Below are 20,044 nucleotides of genomic sequence, written 5' to 3'. Positions count from 1 at the left end.
CGTTTTAAAGTAAATCGTCAATCTCAATTGTTTCTTTTTTAGCGACTGGATCGCTGGAGAATTTACCTAATTGACCGGGCGGGGTTCTGTAGCCTATTTCTTCGGTCCATATTTGATCGGAGATTGCCTGAATTTGCAGTTGGGCCATGGTTTCAAACAGCATGCCATTTTCTGGTTGCTGTACTGGAGCTGCATTGGCATATTGACGAATCAGCTGCTTAACTTGCTGATTATTTTGTTGATTGATTGCAACCTGCATTGCTAGTAAGTGAGCAAGGTGAATGCCCTGTTGTTCGCCAGTGTTCAAAGCTGTTTGTAGTAAAGCTTCAGGTGACTGCTGGTTGGCAGAATTATCCTGTTGTTGGGATAAATTGCGAGGGGTGTTTTGTAAATGTGGCAGCATAATTTCGATGCTGGCTTGCATTGCATTTGGAATTCCCCACCAACGCTGATTATCCAAGCAAGGTAAGTTTTTCCAGGCCTTTATTACAATCTCTCGAGAAACATTCATACCGCTAGCTGCTTGAGTATCGCTATACACCGCTTGCATGCCAGCTGAAATGCCCATAATCCAGGAAAGCTGTTGTTGTTCGGAAAGGTCGCATTGGCCAGCAGGACGATTGGCTAGCTGATCTTGCTCGAAAAGTACCCAAGCATTTTGCAATCGTTTAGCAGCGACTTGCCATAAGCGCTGGGCAGCAATCCGACTATCTCGAGCTTGGCTAAGCTGGCCGGATTTTTGATAGCGGATCACTTCTAACTGCTTTTCCCATGCCTGTTGTTGCAAGCAAAAACCATTCGACAGATCGAGCATTATCGATATATCTGCTGGCATATCGGCAATTTGATCGAGTGATGAAAACACTGGCTGGCCAGCCAAACTAAGCGCACAGCCGCTATCAAGCCGGTCGCTATTCATCATGTCTGGAATTAAATGGCGCTGAGCAAAATCAGACGCAACCCAGCCAGCAGGTTTGTAGATCAATTGGCTACAACCGGTGGCAGCGAGCATGGTCAGCAAAAGAATAAATCGAAGGATTGGTACTGAAATCAGTGTTTTCATATTATTTTTATTTTTCACCCTGATATGGTCAGTATGCGGTATATACCTAAGCCACTTCAAGGTATACGTTCATGCATTTTGAAGTGATTTGGATATATGACTGAATAAATTAAACCAGACCAGACTCAGTTAATCGTCGACAGAAAGCAAGGTCAGATTAAATGCTGAGGTAACAACTATATCGCCGTTTAGTCCGGAGCTGTCATTTCGATCGGATGTAGCGAGATCTAAGCGCTATTGGTGACGTGTGGGCTAGTAATATATTTTGTTGCTTTAATAAGCGTCACAAAAAACCGCTATTACTTCTCAGTAACGGCGGTTTTTATTTGTTGTAATTAGGCTTTGGCATCCTGCGTCGCTCTACCTTCCACATCCATGTGATCGTCGCCACAGGCTGAGCACAACTTACGAAACAAAGAATTAAACGCCACAGAAGCGACCTCTAATCGACGATTTCTTTTCTGAAACCATCAAGTGACAAATGACTTTGCTGCGCTTTTGGCTGTGGTTCTGCTGGTTGCATAGGCTGTGCGGATTGCTGTACCGGCTTAGGCACTTCTTCACTAATTAAAGTGCGAAACCATTGGTGAGCTGGGTCGTGGTCATTTCGTTTATGCCATAGCATTTTCAATTCAATCGGTTCAACTTTTAAAAATGCAGGCAAGCGTACCGCATGCAGGTTTTTCCGAACCGGAGGAAATGCATTGGCACAGCTACCTGCAAACACCAACATATCACTGCCTTGCAATGCGCTTAATGCAGTCATGATATGCGGAGTTTCCAGCGCAATACGTCGTTCAGTGCCTAGGTTTTTAAACAACTCATCCATACGGCTGGTGTGGTCGTTATACCCTTCAATCAGCAATTTAAGATGGGGGTATTGCACCAATTTTTCAGCAGAGAGCTCTTGGCCAACTAATGGGTGATCTTTGCGCATAAAACACATCACCTCATCATCAAACAATGGGCTGGAAGAAATACTGGCTGGCTGTTGCCCTAATAGACTAATTGCTAGGTCTAGTCGGTCATGACTTAGCTGAACTAGGCTTTCCCGTGACCATTCGCTAATGGTCAAGGTCACACCCGGCGCCTGCTGTTGCAATTTACTCAGAACAGAAGAAACAAATGTCTGGGAAATTACATCCATCATTGCCAGATGAAAATGACGTTTCAGCGGCGCAGGATTAAAATTTTCCGGCGTAATCAACTGAGTCACTTGCTCTAAAATTCTAGCCAATGGTTCTTGTAGTTGTTCAGTACGCGGCGTGGGGATCAAACCATAGGCAGTACGAACAAATAGTGGATCGTCTAATGTGTCGCGCAAGCGTTGTAAGGTTTTACTCATTGCTGGCTGAGTAATTCTCAGTCGCCGAGCTGCCTTGGAAACGCTTTTCTCTTCAGATAACGCATTAAGCGCCACTAACAAGTTCAGGTCGATTCGGGAAAGTTCATCAATTTCCATAATACTTCATCTATCCTGTTGTTTCGGTGGCGGATATTTTGAAAATAACCGCGTACAGCAGCGGAGCAACCAGCAATGTCAATAAGGTTGCGAAGGCCAGTCCTGCCATAATAACCACCGCCATCGCATTAAAAAAGGCATCTGACAAAAGAGGTAGCATACCAAGGATGGTGGTAAGTGCAGCCATTAATACTGGGCGAGCTCGACTAAGTGCTGAATGGACAATCGCATCCATCCTCGGTTTACCTTGTGCAATCTCTTGATCTATTTGATCTACCAGCACAATGGCATTTTTAATCAACATGCCAGAAAGGCTCAATGCGCCCAGCAAAGCCATAAAGCCAAATGGCAGTCCGCTACCTAGTAAGCCAGCAGTAATACCGACCAAGCTCAAAGGTACGATTAGCCAAATTACCAAGCTTTGCTTTAAGCGCCCAAACAGCAGAATAACCGTAGCAAGCATCGCCAAAAAACTTAGAGGTAATTTTTTACCCAGCGCTTGGTTGGCCTTTGTTGAATCTTCGTATTCACCGCCCCAAGCAAGTTGATAACCGGGTGGTAATGGAATCGCTTCAATTTGTGGTTTGATTTTCGCGAACAGCTCACTAGCTAGGCCAGCTTGCTGGTCACATGATGTTGTCATGGTTCGTTTACGGTTGCGCCGCTGAATAATCGGGTCAATCCAGTTTAATTCAACATTGGATACCAGCTCGCCTAAAGGCACAGGTTTACTTCTATTGCGCCCCCAAACCGGCAAATCATGAATTTGATCGAGATTTAGTCGATCTTTTTTTTGCGCTTGCATTACAATCGGCATTAATCGGGTGCCGTCGCGATACAGGCCAACCGTTGTACCCGAAAAGTTTTGCTGCAATGCCTGAATTAAATCCTGACGACTCAAACCAGTTCTTCGTGCTTGTTGGGCAGAAAAATCGGGTTGTAACTGTTTGATTTTTTGTCGCCAGTCATCTCGCACATTCGCGGCATTTTGACTATCGCGCATAATCTGCTTAGCTTGCTCAGACAATGATCGCAATACATCAGGATCTGCGCCGCTAAACCGGGCTTCAATTTTAGCTTCCCGGCCTGGGCCAAGGCGAATGCGACGCACTTTAGGTTCGGCATCTGGCAAGTTTTCATCTAACCAGCTGACGAGCTTTTCGCCAATTGCATCAATTTGATCAGCAGATTCACTGCGAATCATAATTTGCGCATAACTTGAATTATCATATTTTGGTGAATAAACCAGCATATGACGCGCCGCACCACGACCGACAAAACTGGTGTAATTAACTACTTCTGGTTGTGTCGCTAACCATTTTTCTATTTTTAATATGTCTTGATTGGTTGCACGAATATCAGTCGCTTCAGCGCGCCAATAATCGAGATAAAATACCGGTTGAGTGCTGTTTGGAAAAAAGCTGCGTTTTACTAAACCAAAGCCAGCCACCGACATAGCCAGTAGTGCAAGCATCAGGATGATGGTAGTAATTCGATATTTTAAAACCAGCTCTAAAAGCGATTTATATGCACTATAAATAACGCCCTGATAAAGGCTATCGGCAGAAGCATTGCCGCCTTTTAAAAAGGTAATGCAATAAACTGGCGTTAGGGTAACCGCTAAAATCCAGCTGAGCATCAGCGAGATTAAAATCACATAAAACATCGAAGCGGTATATTCGCCGGTGTTATCGTTAGATAAGCCAATGGCGGCAAAGGCTAAAATCCCCACCAATGTTGCGCCCAATAAAGGTGAGGCGGTTTGGCTAATCACTCGCCGAGAAGCATCAATTGGGTTTTGCCCTTGCTCCATGCGAACTAAAATGCCTTCGCAAACCACAATCGCATTATCGACCAACATACCCATGGCAATAATTAATGCACCGAGTGAAACCCGTTGCAAGTTGATATCTAACACCTGCATTACAATGAAAGTCGCGCCAATCGTTAGCAGCAATACGCCGCCAATTAGCAAACCAGAGCGAAACCCCATTGCTAATAATAAAACGGCAATAACAATTGCCACCGCTTCAACTAAATTTTTAATAAATTCAGCAACCGACAGTTTTACTGCACTCGGCTGAGAATAGATCGATTCTAATTGCATGCCTGCAGGCAAACGTTGTTCTAATTCCAGTAGTTTTTGATCAACTGCATCGCCTAGCGTGACAATGTTGCTGCCCGGCACATTAGACAGCGCCAACGTGACGGCAGCGCGGCCTTGGTTGCGAATTAATTGCGAGGGTTCTTCTCGGTACTCTTGTTCAATATGAGTAATATCACCCAGCCGGACTAAGCCTTCGCGGCCTTGCAGGGTTAAATTTGCCAGTGCCTCGACCGCTTGTGGGCCGCCGTTTGGTAAAATCTGAATACTTTCATCGCCAATTCTTAGATGACCAGAATCGCTGACTAAATTGTGCCGATATAGCAAATCGCTAATCGCCAGTGGGTGAATGCCCAGCCCAGATAATCGGCTACGAGAAATTTCCACTTTAATTTGCTGTGGAATTTGACCGGCAATTTGTATTTTTGCCACATTAGCAACTTGCAATAATTCACGTTTTAAAAAACGCGCTTGGTCGTATAACTCCCGGTTAGAAAATCCTTCGCCGGTTAATGCCAAGTAAATACCGTAAACATCACCAAAGTCATCAACTACAACTGGCTTGCTGGCACCTGGTGGTAGCTTGCGACTGATGTCATTAACCTTTCGCCGTAACTCATCCCAGATTTGTGGCAGAGAATCAGCACGAAACTGGTCGCGAATCACAACCTTAACTTCAGACAGACCATTCCATGAGCTAGATGTGACGCGTTTTAACTGGCTGAGCTGCTGTACCGCATCTTCTATATGGTGAGTGATTTCTTCTTCGACTTCAGTCGGTGTTGCACCCGGATAACGAGTGTAAATTCTGGCTTCTTTTACCGTGAATTCCGGGTCTTCTAATCGGCCAAGGTCTTGGTAGCTAATGCCGCCAAAAACAACAATGGCTAAGGTAAGCAACCAGGCAATTGGTCGTCGATGAATAAAATAATCTGCAATTTTCATTGATTAAATTCCCCGTTCCCGAGGTAATTGCTGAATTTTTTGACCGGGCTGTAAAAAATGAACGCCGGCTGCAACAATTTTATCGCCTTTATCTATGCCTTGGATAATATTGATCATTTCACCCGATAATTGACCAACAGAAACTGCTGATTTATTAACCGTCATTTCAGGGGTAACTTTCCAAATAAAAGTATCACCCGCAGCATCGGCAAACACCGCAGCAGCCGGCACGGCCAAACCTTGTGGTCGGCGATAATCTGGGATTTTCAAATGAATAGCGGCGGTCATGCCGGGTAATAAATTGGCAATAGAAGGCCGAGTCATTATATAGCTGATTTGGTAGGCTAAAGTACTAGGATCTGGCTGGGTGTTGTGCTCTTTATAAACGGCTTTGAATCTGCCTTGAATACCATCAAAAGAAACTTGTGCAACTGGTGGCTGAGTATTGCGGCGCAGTTGCGACATGCTTTGTTCAGGAATTTGAAAGATAACTTCTAACTGATCAATTTTCTGAATTAATAAAATCGGTTGCTTAGCAGTAATATCTTGAAAAGGGTCGACCATATTACGTGCAATTACTCCAGAGAAGGGCGCACGTAAATGGGTGTAATCTAATTGATTTTGTGCATTTTCGTACGCGACTTCAGCAAGGCGAAATGCAGCTTGAGTGCTGTCGAACCGAGATTGAGACAAGGTATGTTCATTTTTAAGCTGTTGGGCGCGGCCATAATCGGCACGTGCTTTATCTAATCGAGTTTGTTTTTCTTTTAAATTTAACTGGAAGTCGGTTGGATCAAGTGCAGCAAGTAAATCACCTTCTTTTACTGTTTGACCTGGGTTCACTAGTAATTCTGAAACGGTGCCATGCACTCGAAAAGCCAGTTGTGATTGTTCGGCGGCTTCGATATGTGCTGAGAAAATTCGTTCTGCCGCAGCATCAGAACTCACCTGAAACAGCTTTACCGGCCGTGCATTCTCGCTTATAGGAAGTTGTTCTACCGGTTCGCTCTTACTACATCCATTTAAACCAAGCATCAGGCCAAGGGCCAAAGTGACAAGCTTGAAAATCTGTTTCATGTGCTGGATCTGCTCAAAGGTGACAGGTGATATTGATTTAAGGAATTATACCGCCAAGCAAGATAACTCACAATTATTTCTTGTTTTATCAGATATTTGCTGTGGTTATTTCTGTTATGGTATCTTGTAACTATTTGTAAAGCGGTCGGCTTTTCTAAACGTTTGGTAATTGTCAGGTTTGTTGCTTGCTAAGTTAGCGGTTATCTTTTAGATCCTACTGTTAGGCAAGATGGTTGAATCAATATACCTGTCGTACTTGAAGGTGCAGATGCGTTGGCTGCTTTCGCTCACCCCAATCACTTACAACTGTAAGCTCATGGGGCTTCGCTCGTTTGCCGCCTGCCTGCATCTCCAATTACTTTGGCTATAAAACGATTCGGAAAAATTTGGCGGGGATAATGGCGCAGCTTCAAGTTGGTGCTTTTATCTGCAAAAGTATGTACGAGCTTTAACTATTACCATCCATGGCAGCTGGGTCCCGCAATCCCTATACGGGATGACGGTACTCCAAATTAACCTCGAGGCTTACTGCTAACCAACAATTTAGTAACTGACAGAGACCGATTGATCTGCTTTTGGAGGTAGTAATTAAAATGGTATCCAGTGATCAATATCGAAGTTTTATTGCTTTGCAGCCTTCCGCTGCTCAAGCAGCATCTATCTGCCAATGGGCCAAGCAAAACCTACCCACACTGCCCAAAGATGTGGCTTTATATTCGCCAGAAAAATTGCATTTAACCTTGGCGTTTTTGGGCCAGCGCAGCATGGAATTTTTGCAGCAGTTGTCGCAGGCGTTACAACATATCCAGCCCAGTCTCAGTCAGGTAATCATTGCGCCCTATCAGCTAAAATTATTCCCTTGCGCCAACGACCCTCAATATCTGGCTTTAATGGCTGAGCCAAACCTTTCTTTATTAGATTTGTTGGCAAAAGTTGAGCAGGTATTGCTCAAGTTGGGTGTTGAATCTGAAGCACGTATTTTTCGACCACATATTACGCTTGCAAAACTTGATTCAAGTTCGTTTGAAGCTAATGGTGATCAAAGCCCATTGCCTATGTCAGTAAATTTACCAACCGATATTTCACAAACTGTCACGTTATTCCATAGTCAGTTAGATCATACGGGTTCAATTTATCAGCCAGTATTTTCGCTTAACCTGACAGAGTAGCGAATAGATGGTTTTTGATGAAGTAAATTATTTAAGAAAAACAATAGGTTCGATTGTTTGTTCATGTTGACTTATTTCATATTTTCGGTTTTGTTGTTTTCGTTCGCCATTTTAGTGAGCATTTATCTCTTTAGAGGTATTTTGGCGCGTTTGCGAAAAAATGCTGGGCTGCCTTGTCATAAATCAATCGAAATTTTCGGTTCCGATGTTCTTATAGGAATTCGAACTCACTCAAACTTTGGCATGTGACTCGTAAGTTTGTTGTAACAAACCTGTCCCGCATACCAAATAGGGTGTTGAAGTAGCTATCAGCCGGTTTGCAATATGAAAAAATTAGAGACCGATGTTGTCATCATAGGTGGCGGTGCCACTGGTGCAGGAGTCATGCGAGATTGCGCAATGCGCGGTATCAAATGTATTTTGCTGGAGCAATATGACATTGCGTCGGGTGCCACAGGCCGCAATCACGGACTACTCCATTCCGGTGCGCGTTATGCCGTGACCGACCAACACTCGGCCGCAGAATGCATAAAAGAAAACATGATCTTAAAACAGGTTGCCAGGCACTGTATCGAGCCGACTAATGGCTTGTTTATTACCCTGCCGGAAGATGACCTAGCGTATGTCGACAATTTTGTTTCGGCCTGCACCAGTGCTGGAATTCAAGCCGAGCGAATGGATCCTGCCCAAGCATTGCAAATGGAGCCAAGTGCCAATCCGTTGCTGACTGCTGCAGTAAAAGTGCCCGATGGCACGGTCGATCCTTTTCGGTTAGCCGCTTCGAACATGCTAGATGGCATTGAGCGTGGCGGTCAGATTTTTAATCACACCCGTGTCGAATCTCTGATAAGAGAACAGGGCCGCATTAATGGTGTGATTGCGCGTGATTTGCGCAATGGCGAATTGGTAGAAATTCGTTGCCAATATGTGGTGAATGCCGCCGGTATTTGGGGCCAAGGTATTAGTGAATATGCAGACTTGCGGGTACGAATGTTCCCAGCCAAGGGTGCTTTGCTAATTCTGGAACACCGCATGAATAACATGGTAATTAACCGCTGCCGTAAGCCTGCTGACGCCGACATATTGGTGCCAGGTGACACAGTTTCAGTGATTGGTACCACCTCAACACGCATCCCATACGACCAAATCGAACATCTCAGTTGTACCCCTGAAGAAGTTGATTTGCTAATGGCCGAAGGCAGCAAGCTTTGTCCGTCGATGGAACATGCTCGTGTGTTACGCGCCTATGCTGGTGTTCGTCCGCTGGTGTCGCTGGGCGATGATGATTCGGGGCGTAATATTACCCGCGGTATTGTCCTGCTTGATCACCATGAGCGGGATGGTTTAGATGGTTTTGTCACCATCACTGGCGGCAAGTTAATGACTTATCGCTTGATGGCTGAAAGAACCACCGACTTGTTGGCGAAAAAACTCGGTAACAGCGAACCCTGTCGTACCGCAGAAATTGCCTTGCCAGGTTCCGATGTTGAAACCACTGCAACCACTTTAGCCAGCAAAACTTCTCGCTCGGTTTCTGGTTCAGCCATTTACCGTCACGGTACCCGCGGCAAAAAAATTCTTGAAGATAAAAACACTGACCAAGACAGCGCATTAATTTGTGAATGTGAAATGGTCACTCGCGGTGAAATTGAATATGCCATTCGCGAGTTAAAAGTCGACAACATGGTTGATTTACGCCGCCGTACTCGTTTGGGTATGGGGCCGTGTCAGGGCGAAATGTGCGCTTACCGGGCTGCTGGATTGTTTAATGAATTTGGCGCTGCCAGTGAAATGGAATCTGTCCAATTATTGGCAGATTTTCTGGAAGAGCGTTGGAAGGGCTGTAAGCCGGTTCTGTGGAACGACACACTGCGTGAAGCAGAATACGCATATTGGGTATACCAGGGCTTATTTGGCCTTGGTGATATAGCCGATCAGGATCGAGAGATATTGCTATGAAATATGATGCGCTGATTATTGGCGGTGGTACCGCTGGCTTAAGTTGTGCGATTCGCTGCCTTGAAGCAGGGATGAAAACTGCGCTGATTAGTGAAGGGCAAAATGCTCTGCACTTTGCCTCTGGCTCTCTGGATTTGTTAGGTGCTTTAGACGGTGAACCGGTTCATCGACCGTTTCAGGTAATCGAAAAAATGGCCGAAACCCGGCCAAACCATCCTTATGCCTGTGTTGGCGTAAACCGGGTGCGTGATGCAATGAACTGGATGGCCGGATTATTAGGCGCTGAAGGCATTGAAATGGACGGCGAAGGTGAATCAAACCACTTGCGTTTAGGCACATTGGGTGTGATGCGCCCGACTTGGTTATCACAGAAAACAGTTAAACGTCTTCAGCCGCATACTAATTTAAAAAGTGTCGCTTTAATTACTATCGATGGTTTTCGTGATTTCCAACCGGCATTAGCCGTTGCAGCATTGCGAAAGCAGTTTGGTGATAAATTAAAAATCACCACCGGCAGTATTGATCTAGATGCATTTAAAACCGTTAAACGTAATCCATGTGAATTCCGTTCTAGCGACATTGCCTATATTTTGCAGCAGGGTGATTATTTAGCAGAAATTGCTAAAAAACTGCGCAATCAAGCACAAGGTGCAGATCTAGTAGCAATTCCTTCGGTATTGGGTGTTAAAGAAGGCATTGCGATGCAGCAAAGCCTAGAACTGCAAAGCGGTTTAAAACTGACCGAAGTACCGACCATGCCACCCTCATTGCCCGGCATTCGTTTGGCAGACGCTTTAAAAGCACGTTTTCAAGCGCTAGGCGGTGTATTGCTACAAGGTGACCGAGTGATTAGCGGTGAGTTTGAGCAAGGCCAATTAAAATCGGTAATGACCCGTCAGCAAGGTGACCAGCGCTTCCGGGCCGATCATTTTGTTCTGGCCAGTGGTAGTTATTTCAGCAAAGGATTAGTCGGCGATCGCCAGCAAATTCGGGAAGCTATTTTCGGACTAGATGTCATAGCACCGGTTGCACGTAATGAATGGCATAGCGAAAAATTCTTTGATCCAATGAGTCATCCATTTATGGATGCGGGCGTTGAAACCAATCAATTCCTCAATCCTAGCCTGCAAGGCGAAGTGATTGATAACTTATACTGTGTTGGTAGCGTATTGTCTGGCTATGATCCAGTGAAAGAAGGTAGTGGAAGTGGTGTTGCTGCTTCAACTGGTTTTTATGCCGCAGAACAAATTCTGGAAAACTGGCGTAAGAAGGAGGCGGTATAATGAGTGCCGATGGTAATTCTCCCACCTCACCTTTGGATATGGCTGCTCTGAGCAAATCATCTTTAGATGGATCGTTTGAAAAATGCATCAAATGTACTGTTTGCACAGTGTATTGCCCAGTTGCCAAGGCGAACCCTAATTACCCGGGGCCAAAGCAAAGCGGCCCAGATGGTGAGCGTGTTCGACGGAAAGATCCCGCATTATTTGATGATTATTTAAAGTTGTGCACCAACTGCAAGCGCTGTGAAATTGCTTGTCCTTCCGGAGTGAATATTGGCGATATTATTGCTCAGGCAAAATTAACCAATACCGAAGGCGGCTGGAAAAACAGCGGCGCGATTAGCCCCAAGCGTGTTCGAGATTATATCCTGTCTAGTACCGATTTAATGGGCGGAATGGTTGCTAACCCATTGGCGAAAATCGTCAATAAGGTGGTGGCTTTAAAGCCGATTAAAGTGGTAATGGAAAAAACCATTGGTGTTTCGGCGCAGCGAACCTTTCCAAAATATGCCGAGCAAAGCTTCGTTAGCTGGTACAAAAAGCAGGAAGCAACGCAAAACCAGTTTGAACGCCAGGTGCATTATTTTCATGGTTGCTCGGTTAACTACAATATGCCAGAACTGGGCCATGCATTGGTAGAAGTCCTCAATAAAATGAACATTGGCGTGCAAATTGCCAAAAAAGCTAAATGTTGCGGCGTGCCTTTGGTAGCCAATGGCTTTAAAGATAAAGCGATGAAAAATGCTACGGCTAATATCGAGGTTTATAAAGATGAGCTCGAACGTCAGCCAGGCACCATTATCGCAACATCTTCTTCTTGCAGTTACATGCTGTCAGATGAATATGATCATGTTTTAGGGCTAGATAACGAACCCTTTAAGAAAAACTTACAGTTTTTCTCTCGTTACCTAATTAACGAATTTGATGCTGGCAATATGCCGAAATTAAAGCCATTGAACCTGACGTTGGCTTACCATACACCATGTCACCTCGAGCGCTCTGGCGGTGTTATTTATACCTTGGAACTACTCAGTAGAATTCCCGGTATTAATTTAATCCGGCTTGACCCGAACTGCTGTGGCATTGCAGGCACTTATGGTTTTAAAGAAGAAAACTATGAGACCTCGCAAAAAATTGGCTCGCCAGTGTTTAAACAAATTGAAGAAAGTGGCTGCGATTATGTGATCACCGACTGCGAAACTTGCCGCTGGCAGGTAGAAATGAGCACCACTAAAGAAGTACTTCACCCGATTGAGCTGTTAGCAAGAGCATTGGCTTAGTTGTTGATTTATTTGTACCGAACTCTTAGCAAGGGCATTGGCTAAACCGATCGCGGTTGCCAATAAAAAACCAAAACCCGATTCATAAGGATCGGGTTTTTTTGTGGCTGAAACAAAAAAAGTGACGACTTGTCTTTATTATGTTGTTCACAACAGTTAGACTCCTTTTCTGCCGACAGCGTGGTAAAACATAAGGCTTACAAGTATAGAGTCTTGACGGCCGACTGATAAAACTTGCACTTAAAATCAAAGGCTTATGTATTGATGGAATGCTTTTCTAGATCGATTTTAGAACGCGCTCCTCAGTTGTTAACTTAAATTTCTAAAGCATAAAAATAAAGGAACGTTATGCCAAACATCACTGAATTGAAAGATGCAATCAGTACAAAAACTGTAAATTTGTTTTTGCTCACAATGGCAACTGCAGGAATTTATCCCATTCTTTGGTTGTATAGGAATGGTCCGGTTATTGAATCGATAACTAAGAATAAAATTTTTGATAGTGTGTTTATTATTTGGCTTGCTGTATGTGCCGGTCTCGGTGGTGCATTAGCGGGAAGCGGAGAAGAGGCTTTAGATATAATTGCTGGGCTCTTTAGTATTGGTGCAATTGTTTTGTATGTGGTTTGGGCATTTAAAGCTAAAACTGTACTACAGGAATATGCACTAAATGAACATAAAATAGATTTAAGAATGAATGGTTTTTACACGTTTTTATTTACTGTTTATTACATTAATTATTGTATGAATGACCTTCCAGAAGCAAAGCGAAAGCAAGAAATTTTAACAGGTAATAAAGCTGCCGCTCCTGCTGCCGCTCCTGCTGCCGCTCCTGCTGCCGCTCCTGCTGCCGCTCCTGCTGCCGCTCCTGCTGCCGCTCCTGCTGCCGCTCCTGCTGCCGCTCCTGCTGCCGCTCCTGCTGCCGCTCCTGCTGCCGCTCCTGCTGCCGCTCCTGCTGCCGCTCCTGCTGCCGCTCCTGCTGAAGAGTAATATTCAAAACTGATTGTTGCTATATTTTTATATGCTTGTAAATAATTTCATTTATCAGTGGGAATTAAAATGAAAAAATCTATCATAATTTCAACAATATTGATTGGCCTAGCTGTTGGGGGGTGCTCGCAATCAACACCTAAATGCGGGAGTGATGATGCTACTGATTTAGTGAAAGAAATATCAGGTAGAGAAATGGCCGCTCAGCTTGGTAGTGAGGCTGCAAAATTAATTTCTTACTCTGTAAATGCTATTCGAACAACTCATGAGGATAATGCAACAGGATCTTATGATTGTGCAGCACAGCTAGGTATTACGGCAAGTAATACAGGCATAACAAATGAAATACCCATCACTTACACAGTTGAAAGAACGGATGATGGAGAACAGTTTTTTGTTAATGTTTTTGGTTTGTAAACATACAAAGAAAAACTACTTTCAGTCGAAATTTTAGCGCGCTGTATGGTCTAAGCTAAGATCACGGTTGCCGATAAAAAACCAAAGCTCGATTCATTAGGGTCGGGTTTTTTTATGGCTGAAGATTTGGGCGCATATATTTTTTGCGGTTTTTGGTCGGTTTTTAACCCGCCTTTTTCTCAACAAAAAAACAACTGCCAGCCAAAGGTTTTTCTATGACATCCTAAAAACATTTGATTTCCCGAAATGCTCTATTCCAGCTAATCTCAATTAACCACTGAAATGAGCTGGAGTGGAATCTGATTATTAAGCATCCACTTAATAAATCGATCCAAAGTTATTATGCCGACACCGCGTGAATGATTTTAAGATGAAGAGTGTTTGATCCAAAAGCCAATCCATATATTCATGCATGTTCAAGATGCGTTAGGCGAGGGTGGCTATGTGGCGAAGATCCATCGATTATTCCTCAACTTCGAAAGAACTACGACCATCGCGAACCTCTGGCATACAGCTCTTGCAGATTACCTTCGAAGTAAACTGCAAAAACAACTGCCTGCAAAAACAACTGCCAGCCAAGGCTAAAAACAACTGCCAGCCAAAGGTTTTTCTATAGCAGCCTAAAAACATTTGATTTCCCGAAATACACTATTCCGGCTAATCTCAACTGACCACTGAAATGAGCTGGAGTGGAATCTGATTATTAAGCATCCACTTAATAAATCGATCCAAAGTTATTATGCCGACACCGCGTGCCATTCTGTTTGATCCAAAAGCCAATCCGTATATTCATGCCTGTTCAAGATGCGTTAGGCGAGGGTGGCTATGTGGCGAAGATCCATCGATTATTCCTCAACTTCGAAAGAACTACGACCATCGCCGACAATGGATTGTAGACCGGCTCGCCTTGCTAGTTCAAGCCTTTGCGATTGATCTAGCGGCTTATGCGGTCATGTCGAACCATTATCACTTGGTGCTCTATGTCGATGTTGCCAAAGCAGAGGCGTGGACTGATGATGAAATATTAACCCAATACTGCAAGGTGTTTAAGGGTGAAGGTTTGGTGCAACGTTTTCTTGATCCCAAGTTAAAACCAAAAATGACCCAAGCCGAAATTAAAATGGCTTACAGCTTTGCAGAAATTTACCGGCAGAGGTTGATGAGTATTAGCTGGTTTATGCGAGCAATTAATGAGCCATTGGCTCGCAAAGCTAATGCAGAAGACCAGTGTACCGGTCGATTCTGGGAAGGACGTTTCAAAGCACAAGCTTTGTTAGATCAGCAAGCGCTACTTACTTGCATGGCATATGTTGACCTTAATCCGCTGCGAGCGGGTATTGCTAAAACGCCAGAATCGTCTGATTATACTTCGATACAAGCCAGAGTTAATATTAAACAAGCAAAGCCAGCTAAAAATAAAAAAGAGAAACTTTCGATAAATCCGGTGTATCCAAAGTTAAAACCTTTGCTCGAAGAAAAAATGAAAAAAGCCCAGCGAGAGAAATGCTTGCCATTTAACTATTCAGATTACCTGGAATTGGTTGACGCGAGTGCACGCATGGCTCGGTATGATAAGAAATATCATATGGATCAAACCTTGCCACCAATATTCAACCGATTAAAGCTGCGAGTTGATGCAACGCAGTGGGCCAGCACGATGAGTGGACGAGGACCGTCGTTAATGAAACAGTTCACATCGGCGATTGGTAAGTATGCCGATATATTGGCATTCAAACGACGTGCTAGAGAGCAAGCTAAAACATGGGGCTTTACTTAGTTTGATATGAATTTCTGTATTTATATCGACAATTAATTTGGATTGTTGGCTGATTTAGTCATCTTGAATATCAATTTTTACCTGCAATAACTCAAAGTTTGAATGCGCTATAAGTTTATTTTTGGGTTGTACTTAAAAAAACATTGGCTGGCACAAAGCTTTTGCAGGTTACCTTCGAAGTAAACTGCAAAAGATAATGCCGATGTGGCTATTGCAGAAATTATTTTTCAAATGTTGAGGTGTGTAAACGCTCAACTTTGCTTCTCGCCCATTGGGTTTTTCGTAAAAATTTTAGTGATGACTTAATTGATGGATCACTTCTAAAGCAGTTGATGTCGATTTTCTGAGCAAGTTCATCCCAACCATAATGAGCGACTAGATTGGTTATGATCATCTCAAGTGTCAGACCATGTGATGGATTGTTCGGTTGTTCGTTACTCATGCGATATCTCAATGCTTATGATGTAGCCATTATGCCCTATTGATGGTGGTTATTCATTACGCTGTGTTACTGCCAAGTACTTTAGAGTGCGAGATCTGCTGTTTTCAGCATTGACCAAGAAAACTGAAAAATAGCTGCGGAAGGTTTGTTTGAGTCGTTATAAATCACAGTCGCTATCGGTATAAGTAAAACCGTGGCTGGCACGGCTTTATGGCACGGCTTTAGTTATAAATCACAGTCGCTATCGGTATAAGTAAAACCATGGCTGGCAAGGCTTTAGGCAAGGCTTTATTAGGCAAGGCTTTACTTAGAGTCGTTATAAATCACAGTCGCTATCGGTATAAGTAAAACCGTGGCTGGCACGGCTTTAGCACGGCTTTACCGCCGTTACCATTCGGCTTTACCAGTATGTTATTTATCGCAGAACATCAGCTTGCGGCAGTTTGAAATTTCCCGCGGAAGGCTTTTAATGCTGTGGAGCCACAGACAATACCAAATAACATGGCAGCTACGGTCGAGATTGCAGCAGTAGAAAGTGTCGGTAGTGCCAGTAATAATTGTGCGTCGTTACCGCCTAACGCCAGCGCCCCGCCAATGCCCATTAAGATGCCTGATAATAAATGACGAATTAATGATCGTAACTTAGGTATTTTAATTTTAAAAGCACGCGTGCGAGTTGCGGCGATCATCATGCCAGCCAGTAATGCGGCTAATGCGCCAAATCGGCTAAAGCTAGGCCAGTTGTCAGAGTGGCCGAGTACCGAGCCGCTAACGTCATGAAGCATGCTGCTGGGTGACCAGCCGGGCAGTGAGATAAACAATAATCCCGCTAGGAAACCAATGGCTAAAATACTTAACCAGGTTTTTTTGCGCTCTTTTTTGCTGAAGATGGCCCATAAGCTTAAGCCAACAGAAAGTATTGCCATTGCGGGTAGTTGGAATTCAGATAAGGGCTGCATTGAAGGTCGATCAGGCACCCAGTGCATTGATTCAACCAGGCACCAGCCGATAACCCAGCCAAAAACAGTTAACGACATGACCAGTTCGCCGCGACATAACCGGCTCATAGTAGAAATGCCGCAGCCTTGGTTAAACGCTGCGCCTAAGCCAAACAGAAAGCCGCCAAGAACAAAAATAATCGTGGCAGAAAAATTATAGAAAGGAATGTTGGCACCAGAGTAACCGGAAAGTACGATGGCAACCCATTGCCAGACGCCACAAAGTAAGGTTGCTGCTAAAAATTCGGCTTTGCCTGACATGGCCTCGTTAACGCCACGAACCAAGCATAAGCCAACCCATTGTGCTAGATAACCTAATGCCATTGCCGAAATTAAAATAAATAAATAGAGCATATAAATGAAATGTTATGGAGATTATCTGATTAGATTAGCAGTTAGCTGAATGTTTGCCGCTAACCTCGGCTTATCAGTCAACTGGAGATATTGGATAGATCAGCGGAAACAAACATCCTATTCTTGCAGCACATAATTTTATGCTAGATAGGTTTTCGTAGAGCCAAAGCGAAATGCAAATTGACCATGGTGTAATTAATTCCAATGGTTGATTGTTGCCTTCAAAATCTATCGATCAATCACGCTGTTGAAGTGAAAATTACTTTTCTGGATAAAGCCAAAAATCGAAAACTCTGGCCATTAGTGGCATGGCAACCCAAGTCATAAGCAGTGCGGTGCAAATGCAACTAATAAAAACTACAAAATAACGATCGTAACCTTGTAGCCAATGATCGAGCAATGGTGGGATAAATAATATTTGCGGATAAATAGCGAATAAAGACAATATGGCCATTTTATATTTGGCTGGCCGTTTTACAGAATGGTCTGGAAGATCAAACCAGAAATCGACACCATCATATTTTTGGTACACCGGGACCTGGTCAATTAACGGTTGTAATTGCTCCAGCATTTCTGCTCTTTGCAAAGACTCCTCCCATACCGCTAAATTCAAATGGTTGTTAAAGCGGAAAATAGTGGTAATTTCACGGCTGCTTTTTTTTGAAACGGGTGCTTGCGATGGAATGATGTTTGTGCCTTGATGACCAGGAAATTGATTAGCAACCTGAGCAATTTTTTTCGACCAAAGATTAAATGCATCCATTTGCTCTGACTTGATGCGATAACTCACCACAACGGTTACTGGGTCTAAATCTTCAACTTTGCAATGACAGGTCATAGGTACCACAAAAAATCAGGCAGAAAAGAGAGTGGCGATTATAGCGCTATTGCTGTAATCACCGGAAGGTTTATACCCCAGCCACTTCAGAATGCACACCTTGAAGTGGCTGGGGTTAAATTATTGCCTACCAGCGCCAAAACACTTTAGTGAACATAACCATTACCGTTAGAATTTCCAAGCGACCTAATAGCATGCCCATCGAAAGAATCCATTTTGCGCTGTCTGGCAAACTGGCGAAATTGCCTGACGGGCCAATGACTTCACCAATGCCCGGGCCAACATTGCCAATCACCGTGATCGCGGCGCTTAGGCTGGTTAGTAGGTCTTGGCCGAGAATCGCCATTAATATCGCAATAGCGGCAATCGACAGCATAAAGAAAAAGCAAAAAGTGATTAGCGATCGGAAGATATCTTCATCGATTTTGTGACCATTATAGCGCTCACTCAATGCAATATTGCCATGTAGCATGCGTCGGAATTGGCCACCGAAAATAATACCTGAGACTTGGAAGCGGAAAAATTTAATGCCGCCAGCGGTGGAACCAGAGCAACCGCCAATGCAAGACAGTAGCAAGAATGTCAGCGGTGCCATGCCGCCCCATTGAGTGTAATCGCCAAGTGCGTAGCCAGTGGTGCTAACTACTGAAACAACATTAAAGGCAACCAAGCGTAATGAATCATTAAGATCGTATTGGCTGTGGGTCCACAACCAGAGGGTTAAACCGCCAATCACCCATAATAAAAAACCAGTAAAGCCACGAACTTGAGGATCTCGAAGTAATTTTTTCGGCTTGCCAAGAAAAGCGACGTAAAGTACAAAAGGTAAGCTGCCGAGAAACATAAATACAGTACCGATCCATTGAATGGTCGGGTTATTCATGAAATGGCCCATTGAACTATCCCAAGTGGAATAGCCGCCGGTGGAAACCGTGGTCATCGAATGATTGACCGCATCGAATACCGACATGCCAGCCAGCCAGTATGCAACAAAGCAGGCAACAGATAGCAATATATAAACCCGGGTAATGCCGCCGGCAACTTGCGATGCTTTGGGTAGAGATTTATCGGTCCATTCGGAAGATTCCGTTTGAAACAGTCGCATACCACCAATTCGCAAAAAAGGGAGAATAGCCACTGCCATTACAATAAAACCAATTCCGCCCATCCATTGCAGCATCGAACGCCATAGCAAAACGCCATCTGGCTGGTTTTCCAGATCACTTAACACCGTTGAACCGGTGGTGGTCACGCCTGACATGGTCTCGAAGAAAGCATCGGTATAACTGATGTGCTCCAGCGCCATTAATGGCAGCGCAGCTAGGGCGCTGAATACAATCCAGGTTAGGCTGGTAAGCAAAAACATTTGCCGCGCGGTGAGGGTTATTCGTTCTTTCCAGCGGGCGAGCAAGCATAGGCAGGCAATTACCGAAGTAAATCCAGCGCTGGCAAAAAATTCTATCCAGCCAGATTTGCCTTCGGCAATAAATAAAATAGCGGGAATAATCATGGTCACGGCGAGCGCCAATAACAGCACGCCAAGAATAAAAATCACCGGGCGAAAACGACGCACCAGACTTAATAATTGAATAAGCATTAACAAATGTCGTACTAAATGAAGGATTAAAAAGTAAGAAAGGGGCTTTTGTATATATCTAGCCAGGTTCTGAATGTGCTCTTTAATCTCGGTTGCCAAGTTGGGCAACACTGCCAGAGAAAGTCGTAATATTTTAACACTGCTTGTCACTGTCTGATTGTTATAGGTCAGCTGTAGGCTAAAGCGATTAAGGCTGGCGACCGTTAATCGTCTGATAGCAGCCGTTCTGGCTTGCTTGATCAGGTGAGTCGCGTACACTTGCCGCCTGTTGCTACTCCCTGATGGGTTG

At 44.1% G+C, this 20,044-nt stretch carries 15 protein-coding genes; 7 read left to right on the top strand and 8 right to left on the bottom strand.

Annotated features, from left to right (window positions below):
- Positions 1 to 4: 4 nt before the first annotated feature.
- The 4 genes from DC094_RS10120 to DC094_RS10105 all read right to left on the bottom strand — a co-directional run bounded on the left by DC094_RS10120 (position 5) and on the right by DC094_RS10105 (position 6,651).
- The gene (locus DC094_RS10120; RefSeq protein ID WP_116686989.1) at positions 5 to 1,063 is read right to left on the bottom strand and encodes a hypothetical protein; all 1,059 of its coding nucleotides are present in this window, start codon (positions 1,061 to 1,063) and stop codon (positions 5 to 7) included.
- Positions 1,064 to 1,505: 442 nt separating this feature from the next.
- Positions 1,506 to 2,525 carry a LysR family transcriptional regulator gene (locus DC094_RS10115; protein ID WP_116686988.1) on the bottom strand — a complete coding sequence of 340 codons (1,020 nt, stop codon included), beginning with the start codon at positions 2,523 to 2,525 and terminating at the stop codon, positions 1,506 to 1,508.
- 10 nt (positions 2,526 to 2,535) lie between these two features.
- Complete coding sequence (locus DC094_RS10110) at positions 2,536 to 5,574, bottom strand: efflux RND transporter permease subunit (RefSeq protein WP_116686987.1); 3,039 nt, start codon at positions 5,572 to 5,574, stop codon at positions 2,536 to 2,538.
- Between the two features lie 3 nt (positions 5,575 to 5,577).
- Complete coding sequence (locus DC094_RS10105; protein WP_116686986.1) at positions 5,578 to 6,651, bottom strand: efflux RND transporter periplasmic adaptor subunit; 1,074 nt, start codon at positions 6,649 to 6,651, stop codon at positions 5,578 to 5,580.
- Between the two features lie 593 nt (positions 6,652 to 7,244).
- On the opposite strand from DC094_RS10105, the gene thpR reads away from it, so the two are divergent.
- From thpR to DC094_RS10065, 7 genes are all read left to right on the top strand, one after another.
- Positions 7,245 to 7,820 carry an RNA 2',3'-cyclic phosphodiesterase gene (thpR, locus tag DC094_RS10095; RefSeq protein WP_116686985.1) on the top strand — a complete coding sequence of 192 codons (576 nt, stop codon included), beginning with the start codon at positions 7,245 to 7,247 and terminating at the stop codon, positions 7,818 to 7,820.
- A gap of 324 nt (positions 7,821 to 8,144) precedes the next feature.
- Positions 8,145 to 9,779, top strand: coding sequence for an anaerobic glycerol-3-phosphate dehydrogenase subunit A (gene glpA, locus DC094_RS10090; protein ID WP_116686984.1), 1,635 nt, complete (start codon positions 8,145 to 8,147; stop codon positions 9,777 to 9,779).
- Entirely contained in the window at positions 9,776 to 11,062 is a 1,287-nt protein-coding gene (gene glpB / locus DC094_RS10085) for a glycerol-3-phosphate dehydrogenase subunit GlpB (RefSeq protein ID WP_116686983.1), read from the top strand. Before glpA ends, glpB begins: the two co-directional genes overlap by 4 nt.
- Positions 11,062 to 12,342 (top strand): anaerobic glycerol-3-phosphate dehydrogenase subunit GlpC, encoded by a 1,281-nt coding sequence (gene glpC, locus DC094_RS10080; protein ID WP_241504021.1) that lies wholly within the window; start codon positions 11,062 to 11,064, stop codon positions 12,340 to 12,342. The genes glpB and glpC overlap by 1 nt, the downstream gene beginning before the upstream one ends.
- Positions 12,343 to 12,690: 348 nt before the next feature.
- Positions 12,691 to 13,332: a hypothetical protein gene (locus DC094_RS10075; RefSeq protein ID WP_206605624.1), complete on the top strand. Its 642-nt coding sequence runs from the start codon at positions 12,691 to 12,693 to the stop codon at positions 13,330 to 13,332.
- Positions 13,333 to 13,401: 69 nt separating this feature from the next.
- Complete coding sequence (locus DC094_RS10070; protein ID WP_116686982.1) at positions 13,402 to 13,749, top strand: hypothetical protein; 348 nt, start codon at positions 13,402 to 13,404, stop codon at positions 13,747 to 13,749.
- 739 nt (positions 13,750 to 14,488) lie between these two features.
- Positions 14,489 to 15,526: a transposase gene (locus tag DC094_RS10065; protein WP_116686981.1), complete on the top strand. Its 1,038-nt coding sequence runs from the start codon at positions 14,489 to 14,491 to the stop codon at positions 15,524 to 15,526.
- Between the two features lie 220 nt (positions 15,527 to 15,746).
- Here the strand turns inward: DC094_RS10065 and DC094_RS10060 are convergent, their stop codons facing one another.
- The 4 genes from DC094_RS10060 to DC094_RS10045 form a co-directional block, all read right to left on the bottom strand.
- A complete protein-coding gene (locus tag DC094_RS10060) occupies positions 15,747 to 15,968 on the bottom strand; it encodes a VF530 family protein (protein ID WP_116686980.1) in 222 nt (73 codons plus the stop codon).
- A gap of 428 nt (positions 15,969 to 16,396) precedes the next feature.
- On the bottom strand, positions 16,397 to 17,320 hold the full coding sequence (locus tag DC094_RS10055; RefSeq protein WP_116686979.1) for a YeeE/YedE thiosulfate transporter family protein: 924 nt from the start codon (positions 17,318 to 17,320) through the stop codon (positions 16,397 to 16,399).
- A 259-nt stretch (positions 17,321 to 17,579) separates the two neighbouring features.
- A complete protein-coding gene (locus DC094_RS10050; protein WP_116686978.1) occupies positions 17,580 to 18,158 on the bottom strand; it encodes a putative antibiotic biosynthesis monooxygenase in 579 nt (192 codons plus the stop codon).
- A gap of 127 nt (positions 18,159 to 18,285) precedes the next feature.
- The gene (locus DC094_RS10045; RefSeq protein WP_241504020.1) at positions 18,286 to 20,013 is read right to left on the bottom strand and encodes a TrkH family potassium uptake protein; all 1,728 of its coding nucleotides are present in this window, start codon (positions 20,011 to 20,013) and stop codon (positions 18,286 to 18,288) included.
- Positions 20,014 to 20,044 lie beyond the last annotated feature (31 nt).

Origin of the sequence: Pelagibaculum spongiae, assembly GCF_003097315.1 — a bacterium.
GTDB classification, from domain to species: domain Bacteria; phylum Pseudomonadota; class Gammaproteobacteria; order Enterobacterales; family Pelagibaculaceae; genus Pelagibaculum; species Pelagibaculum spongiae.
This window is presented reverse-complemented; position numbering and strand designations above follow the sequence as displayed.

Bases quoted from the DNA above. Each gene is read 5' to 3' on its own strand.
- glpB (WP_116686983.1), top strand. From the start codon at position 9,776: ATGAAATATGATGCGCTGATTATTGGCGGTGGTACCGCTGGCTTAAGT.
- glpC (WP_241504021.1), top strand. From the start codon at position 11,062: ATGAGTGCCGATGGTAATTCTCCCACCTCACCTTTGGATATGGCTGCT.
- DC094_RS10075 (WP_206605624.1), top strand. From the start codon at position 12,691: ATGCCAAACATCACTGAATTGAAAGATGCAATCAGTACAAAAACTGTA.
- DC094_RS10105 (WP_116686986.1), bottom strand. From the start codon at position 6,651: ATGAAACAGATTTTCAAGCTTGTCACTTTGGCCCTTGGCCTGATGCTT.
- DC094_RS10115 (WP_116686988.1), bottom strand. From the start codon at position 2,525: ATGGAAATTGATGAACTTTCCCGAATCGACCTGAACTTGTTAGTGGCG.
- DC094_RS10055 (WP_116686979.1), bottom strand. From the start codon at position 17,320: ATGCTCTATTTATTTATTTTAATTTCGGCAATGGCATTAGGTTATCTA.
- DC094_RS10070 (WP_116686982.1), top strand. From the start codon at position 13,402: ATGAAAAAATCTATCATAATTTCAACAATATTGATTGGCCTAGCTGTT.
- DC094_RS10050 (WP_116686978.1), bottom strand. From the start codon at position 18,158: ATGACCTGTCATTGCAAAGTTGAAGATTTAGACCCAGTAACCGTTGTG.
- thpR (WP_116686985.1), top strand. From the start codon at position 7,245: ATGGTATCCAGTGATCAATATCGAAGTTTTATTGCTTTGCAGCCTTCC.
- glpA (WP_116686984.1), top strand. From the start codon at position 8,145: ATGAAAAAATTAGAGACCGATGTTGTCATCATAGGTGGCGGTGCCACT.
- DC094_RS10060 (WP_116686980.1), bottom strand. From the start codon at position 15,968: ATGAGTAACGAACAACCGAACAATCCATCACATGGTCTGACACTTGAG.
- DC094_RS10110 (WP_116686987.1), bottom strand. From the start codon at position 5,574: ATGAAAATTGCAGATTATTTTATTCATCGACGACCAATTGCCTGGTTG.
- DC094_RS10120 (WP_116686989.1), bottom strand. From the start codon at position 1,063: ATGAAAACACTGATTTCAGTACCAATCCTTCGATTTATTCTTTTGCTG.
- DC094_RS10065 (WP_116686981.1), top strand. From the start codon at position 14,489: ATGCCGACACCGCGTGCCATTCTGTTTGATCCAAAAGCCAATCCGTAT.